This is a genomic window from Bacillus sp. C1 (genome assembly GCF_054570475.1).
Genome location: NZ_JBTMZT010000001.1, coordinates 851,402 through 875,967, shown reverse-complemented (window position 1 = coordinate 875,967; position 24,566 = coordinate 851,402). Strand labels below are relative to the sequence as shown.

The following is a 24,566-nucleotide window of genomic DNA, read 5'->3' as shown; positions in this document are numbered from 1 at the left end:
CTTATTGTTCCAGTCGCTTTTCTTTTGAAAGTTCAAACGCACTATGCAATGCATTTACAGCTTCCACTAAATCTACTTCTTTCACAAGCACCCAAATTGTCGTATGACTGTCAGCTGATTGTAAAATTTGAACACCTTTTTCCGCTAGAGCTGTAACAATTTTAGCGGTAACCCCTGGATAACCGGCCATCCCAGCTCCAACGATAGATACTTTCGCACAATGTTCTGTCACAACCGGCTCATATCCAAGGTTTTTTAACAATTCAACAGCACGTCTTGACACATTATCACTTACTGTATAGGCAACACCTGTAGGCGAAATGTTAATTAAGTCCACACTAATTCCTTCATTGGCCATTTCTTTGAAAACATGTTGCTGTAAATCATATGATCCATCTTTCGCAAGTACTTTAATTTGCGTTACATTTGATACATGTGCAATACCTGTAACTGGACGTTCTTCTACATCCTGCCCTTTTGTAGCACCATCATATGCAGCAATCAGTGTCCCTTCACTATCAGAATACGTAGAACGTACACGAAGTGGTACCTTTGCATGCATTGCAATTTCAACTGCACGCGGGTGAACAACTTTTGCGCCTTGATAAGCCATGTTACAAATCTCATTGTATGTTACGTTTTGAAGATGACGTGCATCCTTAACAATGCGTGGGTCAGCAGTCATTACACCTTCTACATCAGTAAAGATATCTATATATTCAGCATGAAGCGCAACACCTAACGCTGATGCTGAAGTATCACTACCTCCGCGTCCAAGTGTTGTTGTATCGCCTTCTTTCGTCTGCCCTTGGAATCCAGTAACAACAACAACATCTACATTTTGTAATTCTTCATGTATACGATCACAATTCATTTCAACAATCTTTGCGTTCGTAAAATCATCATTTGTCACAAAACCAGCTTGCGCACCGTTCATTGCTGCTGCTTGTACTCCGTTTTCATTTAACATATTTGAGAAAACGATTGCCGAGATTAATTCTCCGCATGATAATAATAAATCTTGCTCTCGTTTTGAGATACTAGATTCATTTTGATTTACAAGACTTAATAATGTATCTGTTGCATACGGTTCACCTTTACGTCCCATAGCTGATACAACCGTAACCACTTTATAACCAGCATCTAATGATTTTTTAATATGATGAAGGGCATGCTTACGTCCGTTTTCGTCACGTACAGATGTCCCACCAAATTTTTGAACAATAATTTTCATTTTTACACCTTCTCTTAGCCGTTTACACTAATTGCAATTTTACTAATCGTTCTGCAATTTGAACAGAGTTCCATGCAGCACCTTTTAATAAGTTATCAGATACGACCCAAAGATGGAATCCTTTTTCATTATTTAGATCTTTCCGAATACGTCCAACGAACACTTCGTTTTTCCCTACTGCAGTAGATGGCATTGGGTATAATTGTTCTGCTGGATTATCTTCCAGTACAATTCCTTCTGCATTTGCAAGTAAGTTTTTCATTTCTTCTACTGTTACACCTTCTTTTTCTACTTCAATGTAAACAGACTCAGAATGACCTGATACAACAGGTAAACGCACACATGTTGCTGCTACTTCTAACTCAGGCATATGCATAATTTTTTTCGTTTCATTAATCATTTTCATCTCTTCAAATGTAAATCCATTATCTTGAAACTTATCAATCTGTGGGATCGCATTAAAAGCAATTTGGAAATGTTTTTTATCACCTGATACAGGTAAAACATTTGCCTGTATTTCTTCCCCATTTAAGATTGCTTGTGATTGTTCATGAAGTTCTTCGATTGCAGCAGCGCCCGCACCAGACACAGCTTGATATGTGGAAACGATTACTCGTTTTAAACCAAACTGTTGACGAATTGGCTCAAGAGCAACTACCATTTGAATTGTAGAACAATTTGGGTTCGCAATGATACCATTATGTTCTTTTAAATCGTCTTCGTTCACTTCTGGTACAACAAGTGGTACAGTTTCAGTCATACGGAATGCACTTGTATTGTCAACAACAATCGCACCACGTTTCGCTGCCTCCGGTGCTAATTGTTTCGATACAGATCCACCTGCACTAAAGAGTGCAATATCGACTCCTTCAAAGCTTTCAGGAGTTGCTTCTTGTACTGTGAACTCTTCTCCTTTAAATACAAGCTTCTTGCCTGCAGAACGTTTAGATGAAAGTAACGTTAACTTCCCAATTGGAAATTCTCGTTTCTCTAAAGTATTTAACATTTGTTCACCAACTGCGCCAGTTGCTCCAACTACAGCGACATGAAAAGTTTTTTGCTTTTCCATCACTATGCCCCTTTCTAGATACCAATTCTTCTATACTTAGAATTAGAAGGAGTATAAAGTACCCCTTCTAACTTTAATAACGTTAATTTTATCATATTCTGCAGTAAGAATGATGGTTTCATAAAAAAATGTCTGTTTTTTTTCGTTTCTCAATTCATATATCTGAATTTTTCCACAACAACAGGCTGTAATTGCTTCCCTTCCAACGCTTCTATAATTGTATCTTCAAGCAGTTCCATACGAGCTACCATTGAGTTTGGTTTTTTCTCTGGGGCATCTTGCCCAAATGGGACGAAGTATATATTTTTTGTGGCCATTAAGCGCATGAGGTTGACGCCAACAGGGTAGTAACAAATATATGTATTATATAATTTCTTCTATTATATATAAAAAAACTTAAAGACTAAATTAATTTTCAAATCCATTTCTTGGAGAATTACATTAACATTAACTTTACTACTGGTGATAAAGCATTTGATAAGGATTAGGAGCTTACTATTGGGTTAAAAGCTATTAAAGAGTTTGTTATGAAAGTTAAGTCCGGAGTAAAAATGAATAAGGGTAAGTTCGCTTGTTTCAACGGGATTTTCAATAACTTAATGGACAAGTTCTACTTTGATAAGGAGTTTATGGGAGTATAAAAAAGCTCCCAAACGTTGAGGAATCAATAAGGGAATTTTTTCAAAAAGCATATGGAGCGGGATTTCCTACAACCGTAATACATTTTTTCATATTGTTAAAACACTCAAATTTTCTCTTAAGGATGGGAAATCTTTATATCTTATTTATATAATTTATGTTATGGTACAATATGTTAATTAATTACAATACTTTCTAAAAGGAGTATACATAATGAAAGCAACGAAACTAATAAGTCTCGCAATTCCGTTTATGTTACTAACAGGTTGCGGAACAGATTCAGCAGAGAAGAAAGCAGACACGAAGGTAGAAGTAAAAGCAGAAGAAAAGAAGACTGATAGCTTACAAGTATCAGAAGAAAAGAAGTCTGATAGTTCAAATGTAGCAAAAGCGAAAAGCCAAGATGACGCAAAGGTTAAAGCAGAAAAAGAGTACAAGTCAAAATTAAACTCTTTAATGGGGGATTTTACGAAACAAATACAGGAATTAAACGACATTGTAGCTAGTGATAAATCAGTAATAGACAAAGGAACAGAATTCAACGAAAAGAAGGATGCTTTTACAAAAACAACTGAAAAGATAATTACTTTAGACCCTGGAGATAAATATAAAGACGTTCATAGTATTCTACAAGACGCTATGTATTCAGCAAAAACGGGCGCACTTACAGTAGATGGTGGTTTAATCTTAAAAGATGAAAATTTAGTTCATCAAGGTGGGGAGTCAATGACTAAAGCGTCTAAACTACTACTTGAAGTAGATAAAAAGTTGAAAGAGACAAAATAAGGGATATAACAATGAAACGTAAACTATTAGCAGTTGCATTGCCAGTTATGTTAATTAGTGGGGTAGGTTGTTCTAAAGACAATGCAGAAAAAAAGAAGACTGATAGTTTACAAGTAGCAGTAGATTATAAAACTTCTATACTTGACTTAAGTAAAGCGTTAGAAAGCAAATTATCTACAGAAGAATTAAAAGAGTTACTTATGAATGCTAAAGTTCAATACATAGTAAAAAAACCGACTCAATTAAGAGCCGGTTTTTCCTTTTAATATATATTAAGTTGTTTACTGTTGTACTACTCCACCGTGATCCCCATGATTAGATGTAGGATAATCTCCATAAACTAAATCTGGTCTTGCAGGTGCTCCGCCATCACCAACATTGATTGCTTGTTGTGTACTTAAAGAAAGATTCAAACCAAATGATAAAATCCCTGCAATTACTAATCCTTTTATTATTAATCCCTTTTTTTTCATCATTTTAATGCTCCTTTTTCTAAATATTTTTTCTGGGCTTGATTATTGACGTAAAAATACTTACTTGCCTTTGAATCATTTTCTTCTTTGTAAAATTGCAAAGCCAAAACTTCGCTATATTCTTGAATACACTCCCATAAACTTTCTTTTTCAAAGTACGAAATTCCTTCTAAAACTACAGGTTCTAGTAGTACACCCGAAACTTTTTTATTCAGTTCTTTCAAAATCATAAAACGATGTTGAAACTCTTTGTTCTTTAACTTATTACATATATTTAAACCTTCTTCAATTAGTTCTGCTGCAATGTTTGTTTCACCTAATTTATAGTGTTCACGTGCTAATGCAAAAATAGCTTTAAAGTGGTTAGGGTTAACCTTTGTTACTTCTAAAAGATGACGGATAGCTGAACTAGAAAGATTTTGATTCGCATATAACCATCCTAAATTGTGACGAACCATTAAAATGAACCTTTCTATACCTGATTTTTGAAATACATCTAATGCTAAAGTGAAATTTTCTTCGGCTTGTTCATATTGCTTCAAATCTATACACGACATTCCATATATATTGTTACACAAAGCAACGTTTACTTCATACCCTGTATGTTTTATATACTCGTCCTTTGCTACACGTACATAGTTAATTGAAAGTAAAGGCTCGTATGACTGATAGTAAAAGTATGCAATTCTATAATTAAATTCAGCCTGTTCTATTGGGTTAGACATATATTTTAATAATTCTTCAGCTTGTTCAAAATGATTTTTTGACTCATTGTAATTTGAAACGAACATTAAATGAATACCCTTGAATAAATGATAATAGTATATTAAATGTGCATCATTAGGAATTGGTAAAGAATCAATTTTATCAAATTCATCATGAGAAATATTCATACTATCTGTTAATACTTTATACCTAAAATTTAATAACGAATAGTAAAACCATATGTTTTGATCTTCTTCGATATGATTAATTGTAGAATCGATTTCTTCTTGTAATAGTTTAGATTGAATAAAATCTTGTTTTAACATTGATTGATACCAAGCATCCAATGAATGCTTAATTCGTTCTTTAGTTACTATATGTGTATCCACAATAAATTATCCCCCTTGTCATCTATCTATATTTTACTAAATATTAACACAATTCAGCGCGTTTTATATTTAGTCCCCTTTAAAACCACTTGAAAAACAATTATCAGAATATTCACCCAGAAACAAAAAACAAAAAAGCCGACTCACTTAAAAGCCGGCAATTATTTTATCTAATCCATTTCACATAAGATTCATCAAAGTACATCCAACCTTCAACACCCTCGCCTGTAACGTAAATCCAATTTTCATAACGATAATGTACATCGTATGCAGATTGTTTTGTAATTACATTAACCACCGGATCTCCTGTGCTTGCTCCTTTGCGAAGATTAATATTCGTCCCAGAAACCCAAACGACACCATTTGTTTTACCACCTTTATTGATAAAGCACACATCATCTCTCAACCAATTATCCTCAGCGATTTTGTACCAAAAATGACCGTCAACATAACTCCAAGCTAAGTATGGATGTTTACTCCCTTTATTGACTTGGCGCATAACTTTTGCATCAGTCGATGGGCTTTGTCGTACATTTGTAACATCAGCGCTTACAGTAATGCTGCCTAAAGTATCTTTTTCTTCTACAATTTCATTATTTGTACCAGCACCAGTAAACCAATCTAAAGATTTACTACCAATTAATTTGTTTAAATCACATTTTCCAATACCAGTTACATTGCCTGTTTCTGTATACTGCCAAATATCACATGGATAAGCTGGTTTATTATCGCCATAACGTGGGATCCATACGAAATCAGCATTTATATTTGCTGCCCCAAATTCTACATACGTATGATGGGCAATGTATAACCCTACTTTTTTAGCACCTAAACGGCGTAACTCGTCAATGAAAGCCTGTGTTCCTTCCTTCATGTTATCCATTGTTTTTTCTTCCACATCCACTACCCAGAACAATGCATCCTTATCGCCACGATTCCAGAAATCTCGAGCTTCTACTTTTGCATCTTCCACAGATACAAATCGGCAAAAAGCATAGTTTCCGAATGGTACATTATGAGCCTTCATAGAAGCTACATAAGACTTGTACATATGATCTACAACATTTGACCCATCTTGTACCCTAGCAATTACTAAATCTAGCTGTGGAGCTGCTACGCTCCAATTAATATCACCATTCCATTTTGAAATATCTACAACGTATCCCATTACTGAACATCTCCTTCAAATAGTTTTTGTTTAATTTCTGTTACATCTTTAGAAATAGATCCAAAGGCCTTAGCCTGCTCTTCAATTACTTGTTGGTTTCTATCAATTACTTGTTGATACTTTTCTTCACGCTGCTCATTCTTTTTCTGCGTAGTAAAGAGCATCCACACGAATAACGCTGCGAATGCTCCTTGTTGAATAACTGAATTGAAAATAGCGTCCTCCACCATTCCCATCTCCTTTTGGCAAAATAAAAAGAGAGACGATTGTCCCTCTTTTTTAAAAGCTTTTTATATTTTATAATCACTTAAACAATGGCTAATAAATGCCAATATTTCATTCATACTATTTTTTGCTACTTGATTATGTCTCGTAACGAAAACCTCATCATTACTGTAAACTCTAGTGTTAATGTCTTTTTCTTTTAATGCTGATAACAATTGCGGTATGTGATCCTCATACGTTTCATCATTTATAGATGTAATCAAATACACATTCGGTTTATATCGAGAATCCTTTATCACATTTTCTAGATAACTAGAATAAAATCTCTTACTCTTTCTATCTGCGTCCTCTGGAAGTAAATAAGAAAGGAACGGCTTATAATTTTCGATCCAAGCCATTAAATCAAATTGAGGAACAACACCAATAATGTTCTCTATCCCCAATTTGAACCCGAAACTCAAGCTAGCATATGCTCCTTTTGATATACCGAAAAAAGTAACATTGTCTTTTCGAATTCCGTATGCATTGATTTTATGTTTCAGAAACTCCATGACAGCCTCTTCTACATCAAACTTTCCATTTAATCCTAGATAATATGAGCCTACTAATCCAAAATCATCTTTAATATATATCTTTCTACAATTGAAATGCTTTAAACCGTCGATTAAGGTGTATGGGAATCTTTCCGCTGGTGATTCGGATTTTTCGTTACCCATCGATTGAAAAATAACTAGCAACTTAGATTTCCCTACATAGTTTGCTACACCGTAAGGATCTTCTAAAAAAGTTAGTTCAACACCATTTTTCGCTTTGTATTTTTGTTCTTCATCTTCAATAATTAACCGTTTAGCCATTTTGTTAAGTACCCCCATCATGTCTATATACATATATATTAACATGTGAAACTAAATACCTTACATTAAAATTCCCATTTGTTAACTAAATTGTTAAATTGCATTACCTGTTTCCACTAAATATGAAGGGTTCGAATTGAATTTGTTAGTACACCCTTTAAAACTGTTACCTGTAACAACTACAGATTGAGATGTACTGCTAAGCATTACAGCATTGGTAAATCCTCTAGCAACACTTCCTGTGATTGTTACATTCTCACAATCTTGTGTGTTAAAGGCATTATTTCCAACTGCACCTGTATTCACAAGGATTGCAGATACACTAGCGCTTTTAACGTTTATAAGTCGCATAATAGATGAATTATATTTCGAGCTGTCTACCGTCAACGTCATGTTCGTCATATTTACACGATCCGCCATAATGTATACGCAAGCCGTGCTCGCTGCCCCTACTGGGTCGCCTGGTAAGATGTCAACGTTACTTATATTCAAAGAGCCACCAGCATGACCTGCACGTATTGGTGTGTACATATCCCTGAAACTGCAATTTTCTATAATTAAACCATCTCCAGTTCCATAACTATGGATCCCATATCCATCAACCGCACCACCGATGTTCGCACCGATAATTTTCATATCTTTAAATAGTTTACCAACATAAATGCAAGTTGATTTCGTAGGTTCTCTATCACTCGGCGCTTGAAGTGATTGCCATGTGCCACCGTTAATGGTGACATTGAAATGACTACCTGCCTCGCCCCCGGGTAAACGGCAGAATGCATTCGGACTTCCCAATGATGTACAGTTTTCATATGTGATATTTCCCATTTTAGAACCCTCTGGAGTTTGTCCTACAGCAAAGCCCCCAACTTGGCGTGTTACATTTTCTGCGAATGGGTAATTGTCTATCGAAACACAATTAATATATTTAACGTTAGATAAATCAAATTCGGGTAGGTGAATATGAATTTCGAATCCGCAACCTCTATTATTTATCGCTTTACAATTGATGTATTCAATATAACTTGGACCATCGTCCATCTCGTAAGCGTTCATGCTAGACGAACCTTCTCCATTAATTGTGCAAGAATTTTTTACTACACATCCATCAAATGTGATTCGAGTCGAAAGACCTCTGTGAACAGCTCCTACAGGCGCTTTCAAGTTTTGATCTGTAACACTTATTCCGTCTTCCTTAATGTTGTCACACTCTACATTGAAGTATGAATAACGAACAGAACGAAGATCTAAAGCGCCTTTTGTATTTATAACTTTACAGTTTTTAACTTTTACATAATCGCTGGTAATGAATTGCAAACCGTACACATGATTATTAAGACCATCAAATGTAATGTTTTCGATTGTTATATTTTCATTTAATCCAACAACAGCCACTCTATCAGTAGCACTAGGTGCTTTGTACGTCGGAAAATTAGCATTAATCAACATAGACCTGGAATAAAATCCAGGGACTCCACCGGTATTTTTATGAATAATAAAGGTATTATCAGGATTCTCACCAATGAGTTTCGTTGATGATTTAACAGCTAGTGTACCGCATAAATACATCCCTCTTGGAAAGTATATAAGTTCTTCAGAGTCTATTGCGGCTTGTACAGCTTTTGTATCATCATTTATTCCATCACCTTTAGCCCCAAAACTTAATACACTAACCCAGTTCTTTTGTAAAACATTTACCTTTTTATTAATTTCTTCTGCTATTGTTATTGCTTCTACAGCTATATCTTTCGCAGCAATAATTGCAGGGACATCCATTTTATAAACTTCCTCAAGTATGGTATCAGCTGTCTCTTGTGTTTCATTTATCCTCTCTTTTAAATTGTCGAAATCACTAACATAGTTTTCTAAAATACTCTTACCTTGTTTTACATCATGTCCTAGCACAACTTTTAAGTCCGGTGTTGTAAATCTCTCGGTTCCTTTTTCAAAAGCAAAGTACCCCATCCACACTCCACGAGCTGAAACGGCTTCTTTTGAAAATACATATTCAAACATTCCACCTGCTGCATTTGTAATATCCGCAACATTACGAACGAACGGCCCACTTGAATTAGCAGCCTCATAATTTGCTGCGTATCCGGTCAGATCAACTGTTTTCCCTCGTTCTTTTAAAATTACAACAACCTTTAGTCCGTTCTCATCATTTTCCCGTGCTGTTATTGTTTTCAGTGGATTTTGACTCGCTAGGTCGATCACTATCGTTTCCGTTCGCATGTAGCATCTCTCCTTCTAAGATAAATAATCTTGCTTTCAAGGTCGCATTCTCATGCTGTACTCTAGCAATCTCTTGAGCTAAAAATTCATTTGTCAATTGCACCATTTGTACGTCAATCTTCATCTTATCCCTCCTTATCTGCTTTTCGGTTTAACGAATCACGAAGCTCTTGGATTTCTCTATCGTGCCGATCTGTCTTGCCCTGTAGACTTTGAATATCTACCTGAGCTGTCCCTAATCCACTACCTAAGTCGTTAATCTTCTCTAGGTTTGATGAAGCGTAATCCCAAGCACCATTCGCTCTATTTTTCGCATAGGTAACATCTCCCCATGCAGTATTCACGTCACGACCATTGATTTTCACTGTGTTAATAGTATCTATAAAGGCTTCTCCCCATACTTGTTTACTTTGACCTAGAGACCCACTTCCTGAGGTGTTCGGATTAAATGCGACAGACTCTCTGAATCCGCTGTGATTCGTAATACTCCAACTTCTGCCAAAGATTGAACTTTCGAATCTTCCTGCACCCTCGAAGTATATCGGTTGTTTAAAATAAGAACTTGCTAAGAAATTCAGTTCTGCATGACAGAAGAATGTTGGCGCAAATGAGTATAAATCACCTTTTTCACCGTCAATGTAAACGGATTGAGTAACTGATCCGTCAATATTACGTTTACCAAAAGAAAGTGCAGCATCTTTATTCGCTGTGGATTCTATTGCCCATGTTGTGATTTCTTTTCCATCCGCAGCTCGAACTTGTGATATTGTGGTTGATATTTTTTTATTTACACTGTAAAAATCGATGGCCGATCTATCCAGGTCGATTTTGAACGTATCATTACGCGCTCTTAGTTTTCCCGATTCAATGTCATCAGCTATTAGATTCTTAATTTTAGCCAACGAAGCATCTAATGTACCTGTTGTCATAAAGTCAGCTACTATTCGACCATCACGAGTGATAGCTGTTTCATATGGTCCGTTTATCCCTTTTGAGGAATATCCCAATCCATTTATATTCCATTGCCAAACTTTTTGAGTTGTCTTTTCGGAATCTGTATCCATAATTAATAATCTTTCGGGATACACACGTACATGACCACCAAAACCACTGTTAATAAGATTAGTTGCATTATTCTTCGCTTCTTCCAATACGGAAAGTGGCATATCAGATAATTCATTTTGCATTTGATCAAGTTTCCCCATCACATCTGTAAATGAATTTTTGAAATTACCAATTGTCAAGTTGGTATATTCTTTTTTAATCGGATCATACTTGTACGATATTACTTTTGCTTGTATGTGGAGATTATCTTCACTATGTATAACTGTAACTGTATCAGACATATATACACGTTGTAGCACAGCAAAGTCTTTGTATTCTTCTGTCTGGGATAGTTCTTGAAACTCTACTTTATAAGTCGCCTGTGGCTGGTCTACTTTTTGAACCTCAAATATTTCTTTCGCCGCTGCTCTTAACAATTTATACGCTTCTTCTAAAGGAACCGCGCCTTCATCATCTGCATTATCACCAATAGCCGCTTTTATGTGCTTAAACTCTACAATTCGAATCTTAGGATGTGGATACTTGTTAATTAGTGGACTATCTACATATTTTTCAGGTAAAAACAGTCCATCAAATCCTTGAGGCATGATACGAGTAACCGGACTCTTCCAATCAACCGTTCCTTCATAACCTAACAAGTTTTTCTTGTGTCTAATTTCAACTCCACGATCTCTTCCACGATGATTTAACATCTTTACATCAAAGTTATCCCGTAGTAATTCTCCGCCCCAACGATTGATAAAAGAATTTTCCTGGCTACTATCCAAAATGGCTTCCACAGGATTCTTTCTTACTATACGAGCGCTAGAAACCTTTGGTATATCAGAGAAAAAAACAAAAGGATGCTTATATTGACACCCTCTTGAAATCCTTTCTAATGCACCACTTCCATTTATAGACTCTGGAAATATATCTTCAATTAAATTTTCGGTTAAATCATAAAAGATATGATAACAAAATACCTCTAACTCACCCATACTAGGTTTGGCCGTTGCAATCCTAAACAATTGGTCTCCATCTGGTGTAGGTGCTTTAACAATACTCATACCATCAATTTCTGTTCCGTAAGGAGCAAATAGAGGATATCTAAACTTAAACACAAATAAACCGTTAAGTTCTTCCTCGACGGATGGATCATAAATATGTGGGTCTAGAATCCCGATTCCATTGTGTGTAAAATCTGTTTCATTCGGCTTATATAACTTAATCATAGGTATCTCCACCGCGGTTCAATTACAATTCGATTTACATTATCGGACCATGCAATTGTATTTCCTCCTACTTTAAAAATAGGAAATTCACCTACTGTTGTTATTGGAGTTGTTCTGGAATAAGCGGTTAATAACTCTGAATCTATGACAACAGAATCCTTTACACCCTTTATTTGAAAAGTAACATCATTAATTGTTAGTTTTATATCTCCACTACCATAAATTTCAAACTTCGGTTCTGATTCAAATGTACCAATATTAAAAATCATATCCGACTGTGTCAATTCAATTGAAGTTGTCATTGCATATTCGAATGGATCAAAATTAAATCTCACTTCAAACTTCCCATACTCTTCAATTTCGTTTTCTACGTCTCCGATTTCTACACTTTTTATTTTCCGATACACATCGTCATCAGTAAAAAATAATGTTTCTCCATTCAACAACCATGCTTTAGCCTGGCGAATCAAACGTTTAATATTATCATGATCTGACAAATTAAATTGAATCGATAAAGGAACGTCTTCATATGCTCCCTTTTTGGTAAGCGATCCATGTCGCCCTGGAACTTTTATAAATTCCACTTCCCTTTTTGCAGTAGGAATAGCAGGGCGTTCTAATACATATAATCCATAATTCGTTGCGAATTCATTATCAATTATTACATCTAACAATTTAAACCCTCCCTATTCCTACTTGTACACTTCGCCCATGTTCTGCAAACCATTCATTTGCTTTTTCATACATACGGTCGATATCACGGTCATTTCTGACCACAGGATTGTGAATGTGGACTTCCACAGATTCTTTTTCCATTGTTGCAGCAATCCCTCGTCCAATTGCCCCTAACGTTTGTTCATTCAAAGGTAAAACACCCTCTGGTCCAGCTTCTCCTGCACCTTGTAAATTACCACCGTTCATCCCGAAAATAGTTGGACGAGTAAAAATACCACCTTTTGCACGCCAATCTATATTGAGACCGCTTGGATAAGAAATTTCCTTTCCTAACACTGTTTTTGTACTAGTTTCCAAACTAAAGTGTGGCATTTTAGGCATTTCAGGCTTCGGAATTTTTAATTTAAGTCCCTCAAAGAATCCCTTGATTTTATCAATCCACCCCTTCACCGTATCCGCTGCCTCTTTTATTGGATCAATAATATTACGTTTAGCTTCATTGAATTTTTCCAGTGCAGAACTTTTGATACTCTGAAACCTTTCGTTTGCCGTGTTATACATTGATGTTACTCTTTCTTTCAAACTATTATACGCTTGCGTTATTGGATCAATAATATGCTGTTTCACTGAATTCCAAGCTGAAAGTGTAGCTGATTTTATTTGTTCATATTTTCCGCTTAACCAAGTAACTAAATCTCCAAATTTTTCTTTGCACCAGTTATATGCATCCTGAACAGGCTGTATAATATATTGTTTCACAGCATTCCAGGCTGATTGAGTAGCAGCCTTTGCTTGTTCATATTTTTGACCTAGCCAATTGACTAACTCGCCAATCTTTCCACTCACCCAGTTATATGCTTCTGTGATCGGATCGATAATGTATTTACTTATTGCAGCCCAAGCAATTTGAGTTGCCGCTTGAATAAGTAGCCACCCTGCCTGAAGAACCGTTGAAATTAAAGAAATAATAGGGTCTAAGACTGTAAGAATAGTATTCCAAGTATCCGACCAGGCTTGAGTCAGTTGCCCCCATAATTGCGATGCTGTTTCGACAAGAGACGACCACCAAGAGGACGCCGTTTCGACAATTCCTGACCATAAATCACTAAAAAATTGACCTATCGGGTCAAAAAATGAGTGACACATTTCTAAAAATGAAGCCCAGGCTTCTGAAAAATATGCAACTGTGGAAGACCAGGCATCTTGACACGTTTGAACTATACCAGACCACAATTCACCAAACCACGTCGAAAATTCAGACCACTTTTCAGAAAGCCAATCAGTTATTGCACCCCAATTTTGTATAACTACTATAATTGCGGCTATTGCTGCTGAAACACCTGCAATAATCCCTATTACTGGCCACAACGCTAAATTTAAAGCACCAAAAGCAACTGATAAAACACCTACAGCTATACCGATAGCCGTAATAATAGCTGTCAAACCAGCACCAATAGCAATAAAGTTTTGAAGTGGCTCGGGTAATTTCGAGAACCAATCAATTACTGAGGTTAATCCCTCCGCTGCCTTAGGTAAAACATCTGCAGCAAGATCTGCAAGTTTCTTTCCGACCGGTTCTAAAGCTGCTTGTGTTTCACGTAACGCACTTTGCAGCTTCTGTCCAATAGATTCTTCCTGAAGCTTTTTCATTTCATTCATACGTCCGTTTACATCACCTAAACCACCATTTACATCATTTAAACTTAATACTGCATCAGCGCCCATGTCTTCCCACTTGGTACCAAATAGAGCAACACCAATCTGGTTTGCTTTTACTTTGTCATCCATTTTTTGAAGATCGCCTAATACAGCATTAAATACATCGGCTGCTGTACCTTTACCTTGATTAAAAGACTCCCATACTTTTTGTGTCTCTTCAGATAAATCACCGAATCCTTCAGATACACCTTTAGATCCATCTTGCACACGAATGCCAAATTCTTTCACAAGGTCATTGATGTAATCGAGATTATAAGAGCCGCTTGCAGTTCCATTAGCTAGAATAGTAAACATTTCATCGGCACTAAATCCAGCCTGTTTGAATAACGGTGCATATTCTGAAAGGTTATCAAATAATTCATCCGAATAATTCAAACCGCTTTGCGCACCTGCAGCAAGTAAATCAAATGTTTCTTGTGTAGATAATCCAAACTGTGACATCAGTTGACCTGCACCACGAGTCGCTTCATTTAGGTCCACATCATATATCTTTGCAAGTGTTAAAACATTCTCAGATGCACCTTGTAGTTCTTCATGTGGAACATCTCTCATATTTTGATAGACTTTTATTAACGCCTGGTCCACTTCCTCAAGGTTTTCACCAAATCCCTTTTTCCAAGTATCAACAGCGATTTTTTGAAGGTTTTCTGCTCCCTTCCCTGTCAAACCTAAAGAAGCTTGGATTTTTCTTTGAGAAGCATCAAATTCTATCGCTGTATTTGCAATGGATTTACCAATTTCAATCAACTTCCCTGACATATCCTGCAATATCTGAGTAGCTTCCAATAAATTATGTACATCTAACTTCCGTCCAATTTCAGCCATACCGTCCGCTGCTTGACCACCACTTCGGCCAACATCTTGAAGTGAATTCTCAAATTGCTTTAATGTCGTTTTCGCTTGATTTAATTTAGTTTCAAGTTGCTGCACTTCTGCGGAATTCTCACCATACACACGCTTTGCTGCACTTAACTGTCGTTCTAAATTATCAACTACCCTATCAGTCATTTCCATTTGTTGACGTAGTTGTCTCTGAGCCAATTCCAGCTTATCTGCTTCACTAGCATTCGCACCTAATTCAGCATTTTGAAGTTTAAATGAACTTGTTAACCGCTTTTGTTCAGCTTCAAGTTTCTTCGTATTCTCTTGTAACTTGTCCATATCTTCACGTGCTTCTCTGGCCTCAATTGCTTGTTGTGAAAGACCTTCTGTAACTCTTTTCATTGCATTTCCAAGAGATGTTTCAGCACGTTCTGCATCAAGTAGCTTTCCATACATTTTATTAAGCTGTTCAGCTGTAGTATTAGTGTCCCTGGACATTGCTTCATATTCGGCACGTAACATTGCTGTACGTTTCTTTGCAGCCTCCATTTGTATTTCAAGCTTTTTCTTTTCGGCCCGAAGTCTATCAGTCATAGTGGCATCTTGCCCCATCGCTGCAATATGATTTTTATATTCCTTCGCGGCATTGTTCATAACCATATTGATTTGTTTTAACGTCTGAGCATACTGAACTTGTCCATCCATTTTGAAATTAAGCACGACGTTTCTTTCTTTATTATTCCCTGCCATTTTCTCACCTCACTTATCGGAACGGAGTTTGATCTAACGTGTAAATTTGTTTTTCCTTCTTCTCATTTAAAGCATCTGGATTGTTATATCGAAGATGCATAATGTATTGTTTTAAAAAATGATTAGGAGTGATTTCCCAAAAATCATCCATGCTATAACCAAGCAACGTATTACCGACATAAAAATAAAAATCCCAGTCCAATTCGGACTGAGATTCTTCATTTTTATTCAGTATGTTCTTTACTTTTTTTCTTGTTTCAATTTCTCCATATCAGAGTGTTGGAAGGTTTGGCCTTGGAAAATGTCCATTACAACTTTGAAAACATCAGGTAGATCATACATAGGTATTGAATTTTTGATTTCTTCCGGTGTACATTCAGTACCAACACTACGAACCATCGCATAAATCAGCGTGCTCATTAATTTAATTTCTTTTTCACCTAAACTAAATTGTTCTTTCGCCAGCATTGCATGCAATTCTTTTTCGAACACATGATAATCACCACCATATGACTCTTCCACATACGGAAATGAAGCCATCGTAAAAATAACAGGGATTTCTACTCCCTGTATCTTAATTTTATTTCTATTTATATCAACGTTAACTAAATCACTTAAACGTGCCATATTATCACTCCTTATTCACCTGTTTGAGTCGTTCCACCTAATTGCGCTAATTGAGATTCATCGAAAATTACTTGTTTTAGGAAATCTGCAACTTTAATCTCTTTTGCTTCTGGATCACCAGTATCTAATTCAGCTTGTGTAACATCATTGTATAGCAATGGATCTGCTGTAATTGTGTAAGCAACGTCGTCCACAGTCATTTCTTCATTCTGCGTTTTCCAAGATTCTTCTACTGGAGCAACTGTACATTTCGGATACCACCGTAATACTTTTGTCCCATCATTCAGTGGAAATACAACACCTACTGCAAACTTTGGATATTCCTTCGCCTTTGCAGTTTCAAAAGACACACCTTTTTTACGTGTTTTTGCAAAGATTTTATCTTTTACCTCACGGTTTAGACCAGCAAGATTAAATGCTAGTCCGAACGCTGTATTCTTGACAATGTTAATAATCTTTTTGTTAGATGCCCATTTTGTAAAATTTGTAGATGTCGTCGAAATTGTTAAATCTGAAATATTTGTTTGTTGATAAATGGTATCTTCATAAGTTGGCAAAGCATTAGATGTTTCAGTTCCTTTCATCATACATAAATATAAATCTTCAATCCCCACAGAATATTGAATTTCTTTATTTTCAATTGGCATGTATATTATCCTCACATTCTATCTATTATTTTTTGCACCATAATATCTGAAATTTTGTCGCCCTCTGCATCAAAGGTATTCTGTACAAAGTGTTTTCCCTTCACACGACCTTTGCCATTTGCTTTTTTATGGCCATGTTCAACTAAGTACCAATACCAAGCTTCATCTTTAAATTCGACAGATACATGATCATTTTTCATGACAACCTTTAGGCTATCTCTTAAATGCGTTCGCTTATTTTTATTGGACGCTTTGATTTTTGGTTTTAATTTACTTGCGAAATACTTTGCTGCCTCGTCTAATACATCCAGGCTTACTTGTTTATCAACACTTAATAGCGTATTAATATCTTCCAATACCTCCGCAAATCCATTATTATTACTAGCCATTAATACACCTGACATACGTTATAAACTGCGTCACAGTGTCGTCATTTTCATCGTAAGGCATTCCATCAAACTGTGCATATGAAACACCAGCATCATTAAAAACAACCTTTAATGGTTCAATATCTTGCTCTGTACCCTTTGTAACAACTGAAATTTGATATAACGGCATGGACTTTAAAACCTTATTAGAAGCCCTCTTATGTTGTTCATTCACAAATTCATACACAATATAAGGCTCTTTTGCTTTTGTTGGAGCTTCATCACGATAAACAGGTATTCCTGATTGCTTCATGATTGTTCGCAACTCTTGAACATTAATTTGCATAAGATAATGACACCTCCATCATGCGGTCCTCTTCACGTACATAAATGCGCTCAATATTGTAAATACGGCCACCAACTTTTACACGATAATCTTTTTGATTATTTTCAATATCTCTATCAACACGAACCTCAATTTTCTTTACAATTTCATTCGTATCTTTTGTTGTAAATTTGTCAGTGGCGGTAACTCCAATGTTGTTATAACGAATTTTACGTTCCAAGGGATACCCCATGACAACACGGTCTGTCTCTGGATCAATTGTCTCTCCTAATTTAAGTAGGTCGCCCAGCCATCTAAGTTTATTCGTCTGTCTCTTCGGCATCATATACCTCCTGAATAAAGAAAGGTGTCATTGCATCAAGTGCCTGTTCTAATTCTTTTTCTGCCACACGATATTCATAGAAAATACCGGCACACATAATAACCAGGTATTCTACTTCTCTTCCACAAGCCTTTTTTACATATCTTTGACCTTGTTTGATATAAAAAGAGAGCATGGAATCATCCATACCCTCTTCCCAATGTATATGACCTTTTAGTTTATCGATTAAATCATCCATATTAAGCTCCAGTAGAAGCTTTTAAAACATACTTATAAACTGGAACTTCAAATGGTGAATGAATTAGTTGTGCATCTAGTAAGTTCCAAATACGGAAACCTACACGGTTTGTACGTGAGAATAACTCAACTAATTTTTGGACTTCTAATGATCCAATGACATCTTGAATGTAGAATTTAGAGAAGTCACCAAAATAGAATACTGGTGTATCTGGTGAATCAGTAATGTCAATTGCATCTTCTTCCTCAACAGGGAAGCCTAATAACGTATAACCAATTCCGCCTTCCGCTTGATTAAATGGACGAAGTAATGGGAAACCGTCATCCGTTTTCATTGTTTCAATTTTTGTTAGCGCTGCTGTATTTAACACCCATCGTGCTTTTTTACGTACTTCTTTAACTGGTGTATTTTTCATCTTTACCAATGCATCATAAAGATTTTTATCATCCGTTTTAAATTCAACGGCTTTCTTTGCTAATGCACCATCATTTATGTTATTAGCTTCATCGCCATTAACCATATATTGAGTTTCTTTACGAACATAAGCCTTTTTCAGCTCATCCATAACAATTTGTTCAATCGGTAAACCTGTACGTGCTAATAATTTTTTCGTCACTGTAGCAAGTGCATCAAATTCCGTTGGTGATAATTCGATCTCATCAAATTCGATATCTGTTTCTGGAATTTCATTATTTGTTCGCTCATTTTTATGCCCTTGAGCTTCTGCCTTTTTAACTAAAACAGGATACTTAATATTTTCTTTTGTTTTTACTCCTGTTCCTAATCGACGTAAGAAGTTTTCTTCTTGAGCATACGTAATAATTTCTTTACTTAAGAAATCTGGAATCGTAACAGACCCATTACCAGTAACTAAGCCTAATGCACGAGCTTCTCTCTCATCAATATTACCCACAATATAATTAGCGAAAGCTGAACGAGTTTCCTTTTCTTTATTTTTAGTAGATTTATGACCTTTAGTAGCAAGACCCGTTCCAATAGCTGCCATGATTTCAGAACGTTGCTCTTCTGACAGTTCAGTTTTTACATCTGAATCTTCTTTTGCTTCTGGATCCTCTTTTTTCTCGTCTTTCTCCGGATCTTCTTCTTTTTCGTCTGCTTCTAATTTCGCTAATTCCTCAGCAAGAGTTTGCGCTTCTTTTGTTAATGCTTCTACTTCAGTCTTAACCGCTGCTAATTCTTCTGAACGAACTTCACCTTTTTCAACTTTACCTTGTAATTCTTCTAAACGCTTTTTCGTTCTTTCTTGAGATGCTTTTAAGATCTCTTTTAATTTCATGTCACATTTCCTCCAAAATAGTTTGTATTTGTTTAATAATATTGCTTCTTTCTTCTGTATCATCTTCCACAACTGTTTTTACAGCTACTTCTGTACTTCTCATTTCAATCATGGTTGCATTTTCGCCCCTGGTTTCAATAGAAGTAGCAACATACGCTGGTGTCATATCCAAAATAGAAACTTCTAAAAGCTCTAATTCTTTAATCGATCGTTTTTGAACACCAGCTTCGCCCTCTTCCCATGAATCTTTTTCAGAAACAAAACCAAATGACCAACCACGCAATTCTTTATTCCTTGCCTTCTCAATCACTTGTTCATCTGTAACTGTAGCAATCGCCCTTAAACCAATATTATCTTCATACAATTCCAGATTTCCGTTTTCAGTAGATCCTAGTTTCCTAGTTTTATCGTGGTTAAAAAGCAAGTCTATATTTTGAGCCTTCTTTAACGCTTTTTCAAACGTTTTGGGAGCAATCTTCTCTTTGAAATACCCCCTTGGAGAAGGCAACATTCGACTTTCTCTGTCCACAACATTCACATAACCATCAAGTACGACTTGATTCCCTCGAACCTCAATTTTCATTCTCTTCACCTCCTCCCAATGAACCATCTGTTGCTTCTTTCTTGCCTATTTCGGTTAAATCATTTGAAATATAAATAGCTCGTGATTCCTTTGTATTTTGTTTAGGGAATCCAAGCATATCGGCAACATTATCAGGTGAAGTAATAGCTGTACGCACAAGATTATAACCGATATTCGTCTTGTTGCTATAAGTGACAAAATCAAGAATATTAATCTTGAATTTAATTCGTTTCCCCGGATTTTGACCATAAAAAAGAAGACTCAAATGGTCTTCAAAATTTTTCATTATTGGTCTCACTGCTTTGTTGTGGATATACATCATGGCTTTTTCCATATCTTCTTTGATTAGCTCCGTGTATGTATCCACATTTATACCTAAAAACTTACCCAAATCCTTTTTATATACATTTAGGTAGGCTAGGGTCTTTTCGTCATCTAACGGGCTTTTAAGCGTGTCAATTGAGTACCCTTTTCCGAGAGGGATCATTTTTACAGACCTTGATTCATCGATGGATTCCAGTTGATCTAAAATTGCATTGATTAACTTTGACTGTGCACCATTTTGTGGATTAATATGAGCATCCAAATTTAACAAGAATGCTAATAGGCCACCCTTTTTATATTTGTCAGTTAAAGTTTTCTCAGCTGACATCACGCCCTCGAGTGTATCTCTTCCCAAGTCAAGAATACCTTTTCCTTTTAAATGATCTGCACCAATATTTTTCACATGACGAATCATAAATGGAGGAACTTCTTGGCCACCAATATTAAAATGTTCTACCAAATTATCATCTAACTCTGTAAAAACATTTGAGGCTAAATGTATTTGAGTGCCGTTTAATATCGGAAATGTTTCTCCCTCGAGCAAATAAGTATTCGTCATTAATTTAATGAATTCAGATTGTGTAAGATAATTATTCGGATTCTTTAAAATGCGAAGTGCAATATCATCTTTAATTTCATTACCGAGTTCATCTTCCACAACAATATCAGCCAATACCATTTGATTACTAATATCTTGTAGCAACTCGTAAACATCGCTAGATTGCAAGATATTTGAATCCGTAACATACACACCGCCATAACGAATACTTTTTCCTAAGACATCATCAAGATAGCCACGCTTTTCAGCCTGCTTAAATAAAAAATTTGAAAACCTATCCCTTAAACCCAATTTCTCACCACCTTTCTATCTGTAAATTTCACCGATTAATTCATCCATTCCCTCTTCGCTCACATCATCCATAACCATCATGGTTTCTTTATGAGCAACTAAAAAAGCAACAAATCCATCAATTTTCTTTTTGGACTGTCGCTTACTTGGGGCTTTCATTCCGTTGATATTTGTGACTACTACAACATTAAGAGCACAATAAACAAATAAAGGGTTATCGGTAATCAATCGTTTTTCATATATTAGTATTTCTGAATCATCAAGCATCGCATTCATAACGTTTGGATACTGGTTTACAGCTATACATTCTAACCCTAAGTTCTCTAGTTTTTCTATTAACTTTTGAGACATCGCTGGGTCATAGTTTATTTGTTGTACATCGTATAAATTCATGCATTCCACAATATATTCCATGACTTGGTCCTGATCAATCATTTTGCCATCGCAAAATTGAACGAAACCACGTTCAATCATATCTGTATATGGCACATTATCCTCTTTCTCTCTAAATTCAATGTTATCAGTAGGAATAAAGTACATTTGTTTAACTTTAAGAATCGACCTTCCTTCTTCATCATGTGAAGGAAAGTTTAAACTTACACATGTTAAATCTGTTGTTTTAGATAAGTCTAATCCTAAATAACAAGTTTCACCTGTAAGATCACCCAACTCGTCCACAAGAACATGCTGTACTTGATCTTGCTCAAAATAATTATCCGCTCCATTTACGAAAACATTTAAGTGTTTGGAAAGGAACTCAGCTTTTGAATGTGCGGACTGTTTCGCCTTTTTGAACTCAATCTCGAGTTGTTCCATCGTAACGGACACGCCAATATTCGGATTAACCATTTCCCAAACTTTACGGTCTTCCCAATCATAATTTTTGTTTGGCTCCCAAATTGCAACAAACAAAGAATCATCATCGTCATTTTCGAGAACTTGTTTTGCGTATTTATATACACGCATCCCAACCGAAGAAGAGCCTTTACCTGCCGTTGAAATATTCAACATGATTGGCTGTTCACGAGAAATCTGTGCCGATTTCAAGTTATCGTACATATCCATATTCTCTTGCGCATGAAGTTCATCATTCAACACGAAATAAGGGTTCTTTCCTTCAAGACCCTTTGTGTTTTTTGTTAGTACCTTGAACTTATTTTGATATGCAATTCCATTGATGTTATAACGATACATCGCACCGCTGACTGTACCATTAACACCTTTATAAATTTGTGTAGGCGCTGCTAAAGGTTCTGAGTTTTCTATTGCTTGCGCTATTGGTTCGGCTGCATTTTGGGCTTGTTCATAGTCAGATGCCGCACAATAACAGTCCGCACCAAGTTCACCTTCTCCATACATCGCGTATAACAATGCACCGGCCGCAATAATGGTTTTCCCATTTTTCTTCGGAACTTGAACATATGATTCACGAACAACACGAACAGTCTTACCCTTTTCATTTTTATGATACCAACCGTACATGTTTGCAAAAACAAACATTTCCCACAACTCTAATTCCATTAACTGACCTGCAAGCGGTCCTTTAACATGACGGACGAAGGATTGAACGAAATCTAGCATTTCATTTGCACGATTTACATCAAACCAAATATCTTTACGTTTCTTCCACTTCTTATAACGCTCTACAGCAAGAATAATCGACTTCGGGTATTTCTTCTTATTACGCATAACGTTATTTGCATACTTATCCGCAAAGTTAACGTTTGGTGTAATAATCATTTTGTTTTCCGCCATTTCTCACGATGAGCTGCTAATTCATCTTTTGGTTCATTAGATTGAATATTTTCTGTATTTTTAGGCGTTTTTTGTACACTTTTACCCTTATTCGTCATTCCAAGAGATTCTAACATTTTATTCTTCTTATCATTCCAAGTTTCAACTTGTTGAGCAAGTGGATGCTTCATTTCGTTTATCGCTCCAGCCTTGTTCTTATGGGTTTTTGTAGCTGCAAAACCATCAGATTTCCATTCATCAAACATAGTTTTATAAATGATAAAAGCATCTAAATAATTTTCAATTAATGGTTCGAGTAAAGGTGTGAAATTCTCTTCATCAGTCAATAATTTTATGATTCTATTTCGTTCTTCATCCCTTGCTACATCTAACATTTCCAACTTTTTCTTTTTTGACATTCGAGTCATTTTCACACCCCCCTTTATTTTTAAAAACTGGTGCAACTATTGATGTGCCCCCTACGCTACCTATCCTTCCCAAACCAAAAATTTTATTTTTTGACAGGGGGGCTTATCCAAAATAACTCGGAAAAACCTTTTTTGGTTTATCTTCATTTTCTTCTTTGATATGACATTTTGGACAAAGTAGCATTAAGTTGTTTATTTCTAATTTAAGTGTTTCATCTTGTTTAATTGGTATGATGTGATGAACATGAGCACTTCGACCAAAGACGAACCTTCCACATCGCTGACAGTATCCTTTCTCTCTTTCGTATACTTGAGACCTGACATACTTCCATTCGTCTGTTCTATAGAAAGGTTTGTTCTCATGATGATAGATGTTCTTCTTGTCTTTCTTCTTCCTTGGTTTGTTACGCTTATGTTCCTCACAGTAACGACCTTTGTTTATTTTGTTATGGCAGCCATTGAAGTCACAGTACTTCATGATAGTAATTCAATGATGTCTTCTTTCTTTTTAACATCAGTTGGAATTTCAATACCTAACTCATCAGCATACTCACGTAACTCTTTCACTGTCATGTTACTCAGTACTGGTACTTCACTAACCACTGTCATATCTTTACCGTTTGCTAAGTCCACACTCATGATCATACTCTCTGGATTAACAGTTACTTCGAATCCTGGTTCTTCACCAGCTGGAACAAATAGACTTCGCTTTTCTTCGTTATCCCAATACTCTGTGCCTGATATTGTTTTTCTAATTTCAGTAATCATTTTGTTTCACTCCTT

At 35.9% G+C, this 24,566-nt stretch carries 28 protein-coding genes and 2 pseudogenes; 3 read left to right on the top strand and 27 right to left on the bottom strand.

What is annotated here, in order from left to right:
* Position 1: 1 nt before the first annotated feature.
* From dapG to spoVFB, 3 genes and pseudogenes are all read right to left on the bottom strand, one after another.
* A complete protein-coding gene (gene dapG, locus ACX5JI_RS04730; protein WP_459499916.1) occupies positions 2-1,234 on the bottom strand; it encodes an aspartate kinase in 1,233 nt (410 codons plus the stop codon).
* Between the two features lie 22 nt (positions 1,235-1,256).
* Positions 1,257-2,303 carry an aspartate-semialdehyde dehydrogenase gene (gene asd / locus ACX5JI_RS04725; RefSeq protein WP_459499915.1) on the bottom strand — a complete coding sequence of 349 codons (1,047 nt, stop codon included), beginning with the start codon at positions 2,301-2,303 and terminating at the stop codon, positions 1,257-1,259.
* Between the two features lie 149 nt (positions 2,304-2,452).
* A pseudogene (spoVFB, locus tag ACX5JI_RS04720) lies at positions 2,453-2,641 on the bottom strand (dipicolinate synthase subunit B); the annotation flags it as partial.
* Positions 2,642-2,752: 111 nt separating this feature from the next.
* On the opposite strand from spoVFB, the pseudogene ACX5JI_RS04715 reads away from it, so the two are divergent.
* From ACX5JI_RS04715 to ACX5JI_RS04705, 3 genes and pseudogenes are all read left to right on the top strand, one after another.
* A pseudogene (locus ACX5JI_RS04715) lies at positions 2,753-2,944 on the top strand (hypothetical protein); the annotation flags it as partial.
* Between the two features lie 211 nt (positions 2,945-3,155).
* On the top strand, positions 3,156-3,728 hold the full coding sequence (locus ACX5JI_RS04710) for a hypothetical protein (protein WP_459499914.1): 573 nt from the start codon (positions 3,156-3,158) through the stop codon (positions 3,726-3,728).
* 11 nt (positions 3,729-3,739) lie between these two features.
* Positions 3,740-3,994: a hypothetical protein gene (locus ACX5JI_RS04705; protein WP_459500293.1), complete on the top strand. Its 255-nt coding sequence runs from the start codon at positions 3,740-3,742 to the stop codon at positions 3,992-3,994.
* Positions 3,995-4,009: 15 nt separating this feature from the next.
* Here ACX5JI_RS04705 and ACX5JI_RS04700 read toward each other — a convergent pair whose 3' ends face one another.
* The 24 genes from ACX5JI_RS04700 to ACX5JI_RS04585 form a co-directional block, all read right to left on the bottom strand.
* Positions 4,010-4,204 (bottom strand): Phr family secreted Rap phosphatase inhibitor, encoded by a 195-nt coding sequence (locus ACX5JI_RS04700; RefSeq protein WP_459499913.1) that lies wholly within the window; start codon positions 4,202-4,204, stop codon positions 4,010-4,012.
* Positions 4,201-5,295 (bottom strand): response regulator aspartate phosphatase, encoded by a 1,095-nt coding sequence (locus tag ACX5JI_RS04695; protein WP_459499912.1) that lies wholly within the window; start codon positions 5,293-5,295, stop codon positions 4,201-4,203. The genes ACX5JI_RS04700 and ACX5JI_RS04695 overlap by 4 nt, the downstream gene beginning before the upstream one ends.
* 166 nt (positions 5,296-5,461) lie before the next feature.
* On the bottom strand, positions 5,462-6,463 hold the full coding sequence (locus tag ACX5JI_RS04690) for a GH25 family lysozyme (protein WP_459499911.1): 1,002 nt from the start codon (positions 6,461-6,463) through the stop codon (positions 5,462-5,464).
* Positions 6,463-6,690 (bottom strand): BhlA/UviB family holin-like peptide, encoded by a 228-nt coding sequence (locus ACX5JI_RS04685; protein ID WP_000389069.1) that lies wholly within the window; start codon positions 6,688-6,690, stop codon positions 6,463-6,465. The genes ACX5JI_RS04690 and ACX5JI_RS04685 overlap by 1 nt, the downstream gene beginning before the upstream one ends.
* Before the next feature lie 63 nt (positions 6,691-6,753).
* Positions 6,754-7,542: a hypothetical protein gene (locus ACX5JI_RS04680; protein WP_459499910.1), complete on the bottom strand. Its 789-nt coding sequence runs from the start codon at positions 7,540-7,542 to the stop codon at positions 6,754-6,756.
* A gap of 93 nt (positions 7,543-7,635) precedes the next feature.
* The gene (locus tag ACX5JI_RS04675) at positions 7,636-9,777 is read right to left on the bottom strand and encodes a glycosyl hydrolase family 28-related protein (protein WP_459499909.1); all 2,142 of its coding nucleotides are present in this window, start codon (positions 9,775-9,777) and stop codon (positions 7,636-7,638) included.
* Complete coding sequence (locus tag ACX5JI_RS04670) at positions 9,704-9,901, bottom strand: hypothetical protein (protein WP_459499908.1); 198 nt, start codon at positions 9,899-9,901, stop codon at positions 9,704-9,706. Before ACX5JI_RS04670 ends, ACX5JI_RS04675 begins: the two co-directional genes overlap by 74 nt.
* A 1-nt stretch (position 9,902) precedes the next feature.
* On the bottom strand, positions 9,903-12,053 hold the full coding sequence (locus ACX5JI_RS04665) for a phage tail spike protein (RefSeq protein ID WP_459499907.1): 2,151 nt from the start codon (positions 12,051-12,053) through the stop codon (positions 9,903-9,905).
* Positions 12,050-12,727 (bottom strand): phage tail protein, encoded by a 678-nt coding sequence (locus ACX5JI_RS04660; protein WP_459499906.1) that lies wholly within the window; start codon positions 12,725-12,727, stop codon positions 12,050-12,052. The genes ACX5JI_RS04665 and ACX5JI_RS04660 overlap by 4 nt, the downstream gene beginning before the upstream one ends.
* Before the next feature lies 1 nt (position 12,728).
* The gene (locus ACX5JI_RS04655; RefSeq protein ID WP_459499905.1) at positions 12,729-16,019 is read right to left on the bottom strand and encodes a phage tail tape measure protein; all 3,291 of its coding nucleotides are present in this window, start codon (positions 16,017-16,019) and stop codon (positions 12,729-12,731) included.
* Between the two features lie 13 nt (positions 16,020-16,032).
* Positions 16,033-16,221 (bottom strand): hypothetical protein, encoded by a 189-nt coding sequence (locus ACX5JI_RS04650; protein WP_459499904.1) that lies wholly within the window; start codon positions 16,219-16,221, stop codon positions 16,033-16,035.
* A 38-nt stretch (positions 16,222-16,259) separates the two neighbouring features.
* On the bottom strand, positions 16,260-16,646 hold the full coding sequence (locus ACX5JI_RS04645; protein ID WP_459499902.1) for a hypothetical protein: 387 nt from the start codon (positions 16,644-16,646) through the stop codon (positions 16,260-16,262).
* A gap of 11 nt (positions 16,647-16,657) precedes the next feature.
* Positions 16,658-17,293, bottom strand: coding sequence for a major tail protein (locus ACX5JI_RS04640; RefSeq protein WP_459499901.1), 636 nt, complete (start codon positions 17,291-17,293; stop codon positions 16,658-16,660).
* An 11-nt stretch (positions 17,294-17,304) separates the two neighbouring features.
* Positions 17,305-17,682, bottom strand: a complete 378-nt coding sequence (locus tag ACX5JI_RS04635; protein ID WP_459500279.1) for an HK97-gp10 family putative phage morphogenesis protein — start codon at positions 17,680-17,682, stop codon at positions 17,305-17,307.
* On the bottom strand, positions 17,675-18,007 hold the full coding sequence (locus ACX5JI_RS04630) for a hypothetical protein (protein ID WP_459499900.1): 333 nt from the start codon (positions 18,005-18,007) through the stop codon (positions 17,675-17,677). Before ACX5JI_RS04630 ends, ACX5JI_RS04635 begins: the two co-directional genes overlap by 8 nt.
* The gene (locus ACX5JI_RS04625; protein ID WP_459499898.1) at positions 17,997-18,329 is read right to left on the bottom strand and encodes a hypothetical protein; all 333 of its coding nucleotides are present in this window, start codon (positions 18,327-18,329) and stop codon (positions 17,997-17,999) included. Before ACX5JI_RS04625 ends, ACX5JI_RS04630 begins: the two co-directional genes overlap by 11 nt.
* Entirely contained in the window at positions 18,307-18,567 is a 261-nt protein-coding gene (locus ACX5JI_RS04620) for a head-tail connector protein (RefSeq protein ID WP_459499897.1), read from the bottom strand. Before ACX5JI_RS04620 ends, ACX5JI_RS04625 begins: the two co-directional genes overlap by 23 nt.
* A 1-nt stretch (position 18,568) precedes the next feature.
* Positions 18,569-19,864, bottom strand: a complete 1,296-nt coding sequence (locus ACX5JI_RS04615) for a phage major capsid protein (protein WP_459499896.1) — start codon at positions 19,862-19,864, stop codon at positions 18,569-18,571.
* A 1-nt stretch (position 19,865) separates the two neighbouring features.
* A complete protein-coding gene (locus ACX5JI_RS04610) occupies positions 19,866-20,447 on the bottom strand; it encodes an HK97 family phage prohead protease (RefSeq protein ID WP_459499895.1) in 582 nt (193 codons plus the stop codon).
* A complete protein-coding gene (locus ACX5JI_RS04605; RefSeq protein ID WP_459499894.1) occupies positions 20,437-21,621 on the bottom strand; it encodes a phage portal protein in 1,185 nt (394 codons plus the stop codon). Before ACX5JI_RS04605 ends, ACX5JI_RS04610 begins: the two co-directional genes overlap by 11 nt.
* A gap of 15 nt (positions 21,622-21,636) precedes the next feature.
* Positions 21,637-23,361, bottom strand: a complete 1,725-nt coding sequence (locus ACX5JI_RS04600) for a terminase large subunit (protein ID WP_459499893.1) — start codon at positions 23,359-23,361, stop codon at positions 21,637-21,639.
* Entirely contained in the window at positions 23,358-23,783 is a 426-nt protein-coding gene (locus ACX5JI_RS04595) for a P27 family phage terminase small subunit (RefSeq protein WP_459499892.1), read from the bottom strand. Before ACX5JI_RS04595 ends, ACX5JI_RS04600 begins: the two co-directional genes overlap by 4 nt.
* Positions 23,784-23,886: 103 nt before the next feature.
* Positions 23,887-24,261 (bottom strand): HNH endonuclease, encoded by a 375-nt coding sequence (locus ACX5JI_RS04590; RefSeq protein WP_459499891.1) that lies wholly within the window; start codon positions 24,259-24,261, stop codon positions 23,887-23,889.
* A complete protein-coding gene (locus ACX5JI_RS04585) occupies positions 24,258-24,551 on the bottom strand; it encodes a Rho termination factor N-terminal domain-containing protein (RefSeq protein WP_459499890.1) in 294 nt (97 codons plus the stop codon). Before ACX5JI_RS04585 ends, ACX5JI_RS04590 begins: the two co-directional genes overlap by 4 nt.
* Positions 24,552-24,566 lie beyond the last annotated feature (15 nt).

Coding starts and splice junctions, on each gene's coding strand:
- dapG (WP_459499916.1), bottom strand. CDS start 1,234: ATGAAAATTATTGTTCAAAAATTTGGTGGGACATCTGTACGTGACGAA.
- asd (WP_459499915.1), bottom strand. CDS start 2,303: ATGGAAAAGCAAAAAACTTTTCATGTCGCTGTAGTTGGAGCAACTGGC.
- ACX5JI_RS04710 (WP_459499914.1), top strand. CDS start 3,156: ATGAAAGCAACGAAACTAATAAGTCTCGCAATTCCGTTTATGTTACTA.
- ACX5JI_RS04705 (WP_459500293.1), top strand. CDS start 3,740: ATGAAACGTAAACTATTAGCAGTTGCATTGCCAGTTATGTTAATTAGT.
- ACX5JI_RS04700 (WP_459499913.1), bottom strand. CDS start 4,204: ATGATGAAAAAAAAGGGATTAATAATAAAAGGATTAGTAATTGCAGGG.
- ACX5JI_RS04690 (WP_459499911.1), bottom strand. CDS start 6,463: ATGGGATACGTTGTAGATATTTCAAAATGGAATGGTGATATTAATTGG.
- ACX5JI_RS04680 (WP_459499910.1), bottom strand. CDS start 7,542: ATGGCTAAACGGTTAATTATTGAAGATGAAGAACAAAAATACAAAGCG.
- ACX5JI_RS04675 (WP_459499909.1), bottom strand. CDS start 9,777: ATGCGAACGGAAACGATAGTGATCGACCTAGCGAGTCAAAATCCACTG.
- ACX5JI_RS04670 (WP_459499908.1), bottom strand. CDS start 9,901: ATGAAGATTGACGTACAAATGGTGCAATTGACAAATGAATTTTTAGCT.
- ACX5JI_RS04665 (WP_459499907.1), bottom strand. CDS start 12,053: ATGATTAAGTTATATAAGCCGAATGAAACAGATTTTACACACAATGGA.
- ACX5JI_RS04655 (WP_459499905.1), bottom strand. CDS start 16,019: ATGGCAGGGAATAATAAAGAAAGAAACGTCGTGCTTAATTTCAAAATG.
- ACX5JI_RS04645 (WP_459499902.1), bottom strand. CDS start 16,646: ATGGCACGTTTAAGTGATTTAGTTAACGTTGATATAAATAGAAATAAA.
- ACX5JI_RS04640 (WP_459499901.1), bottom strand. CDS start 17,293: ATGCCAATTGAAAATAAAGAAATTCAATATTCTGTGGGGATTGAAGAT.
- ACX5JI_RS04635 (WP_459500279.1), bottom strand. CDS start 17,682: ATGGCTAGTAATAATAATGGATTTGCGGAGGTATTGGAAGATATTAAT.
- ACX5JI_RS04630 (WP_459499900.1), bottom strand. CDS start 18,007: ATGCAAATTAATGTTCAAGAGTTGCGAACAATCATGAAGCAATCAGGA.
- ACX5JI_RS04625 (WP_459499898.1), bottom strand. CDS start 18,329: ATGCCGAAGAGACAGACGAATAAACTTAGATGGCTGGGCGACCTACTT.
- ACX5JI_RS04620 (WP_459499897.1), bottom strand. CDS start 18,567: ATGGATGATTTAATCGATAAACTAAAAGGTCATATACATTGGGAAGAG.
- ACX5JI_RS04615 (WP_459499896.1), bottom strand. CDS start 19,864: ATGAAATTAAAAGAGATCTTAAAAGCATCTCAAGAAAGAACGAAAAAG.
- ACX5JI_RS04610 (WP_459499895.1), bottom strand. CDS start 20,447: ATGAAAATTGAGGTTCGAGGGAATCAAGTCGTACTTGATGGTTATGTG.
- ACX5JI_RS04600 (WP_459499893.1), bottom strand. CDS start 23,361: ATGATTATTACACCAAACGTTAACTTTGCGGATAAGTATGCAAATAAC.
- ACX5JI_RS04595 (WP_459499892.1), bottom strand. CDS start 23,783: ATGACTCGAATGTCAAAAAAGAAAAAGTTGGAAATGTTAGATGTAGCA.
- ACX5JI_RS04590 (WP_459499891.1), bottom strand. CDS start 24,261: ATGAAGTACTGTGACTTCAATGGCTGCCATAACAAAATAAACAAAGGT.
- ACX5JI_RS04585 (WP_459499890.1), bottom strand. CDS start 24,551: ATGATTACTGAAATTAGAAAAACAATATCAGGCACAGAGTATTGGGAT.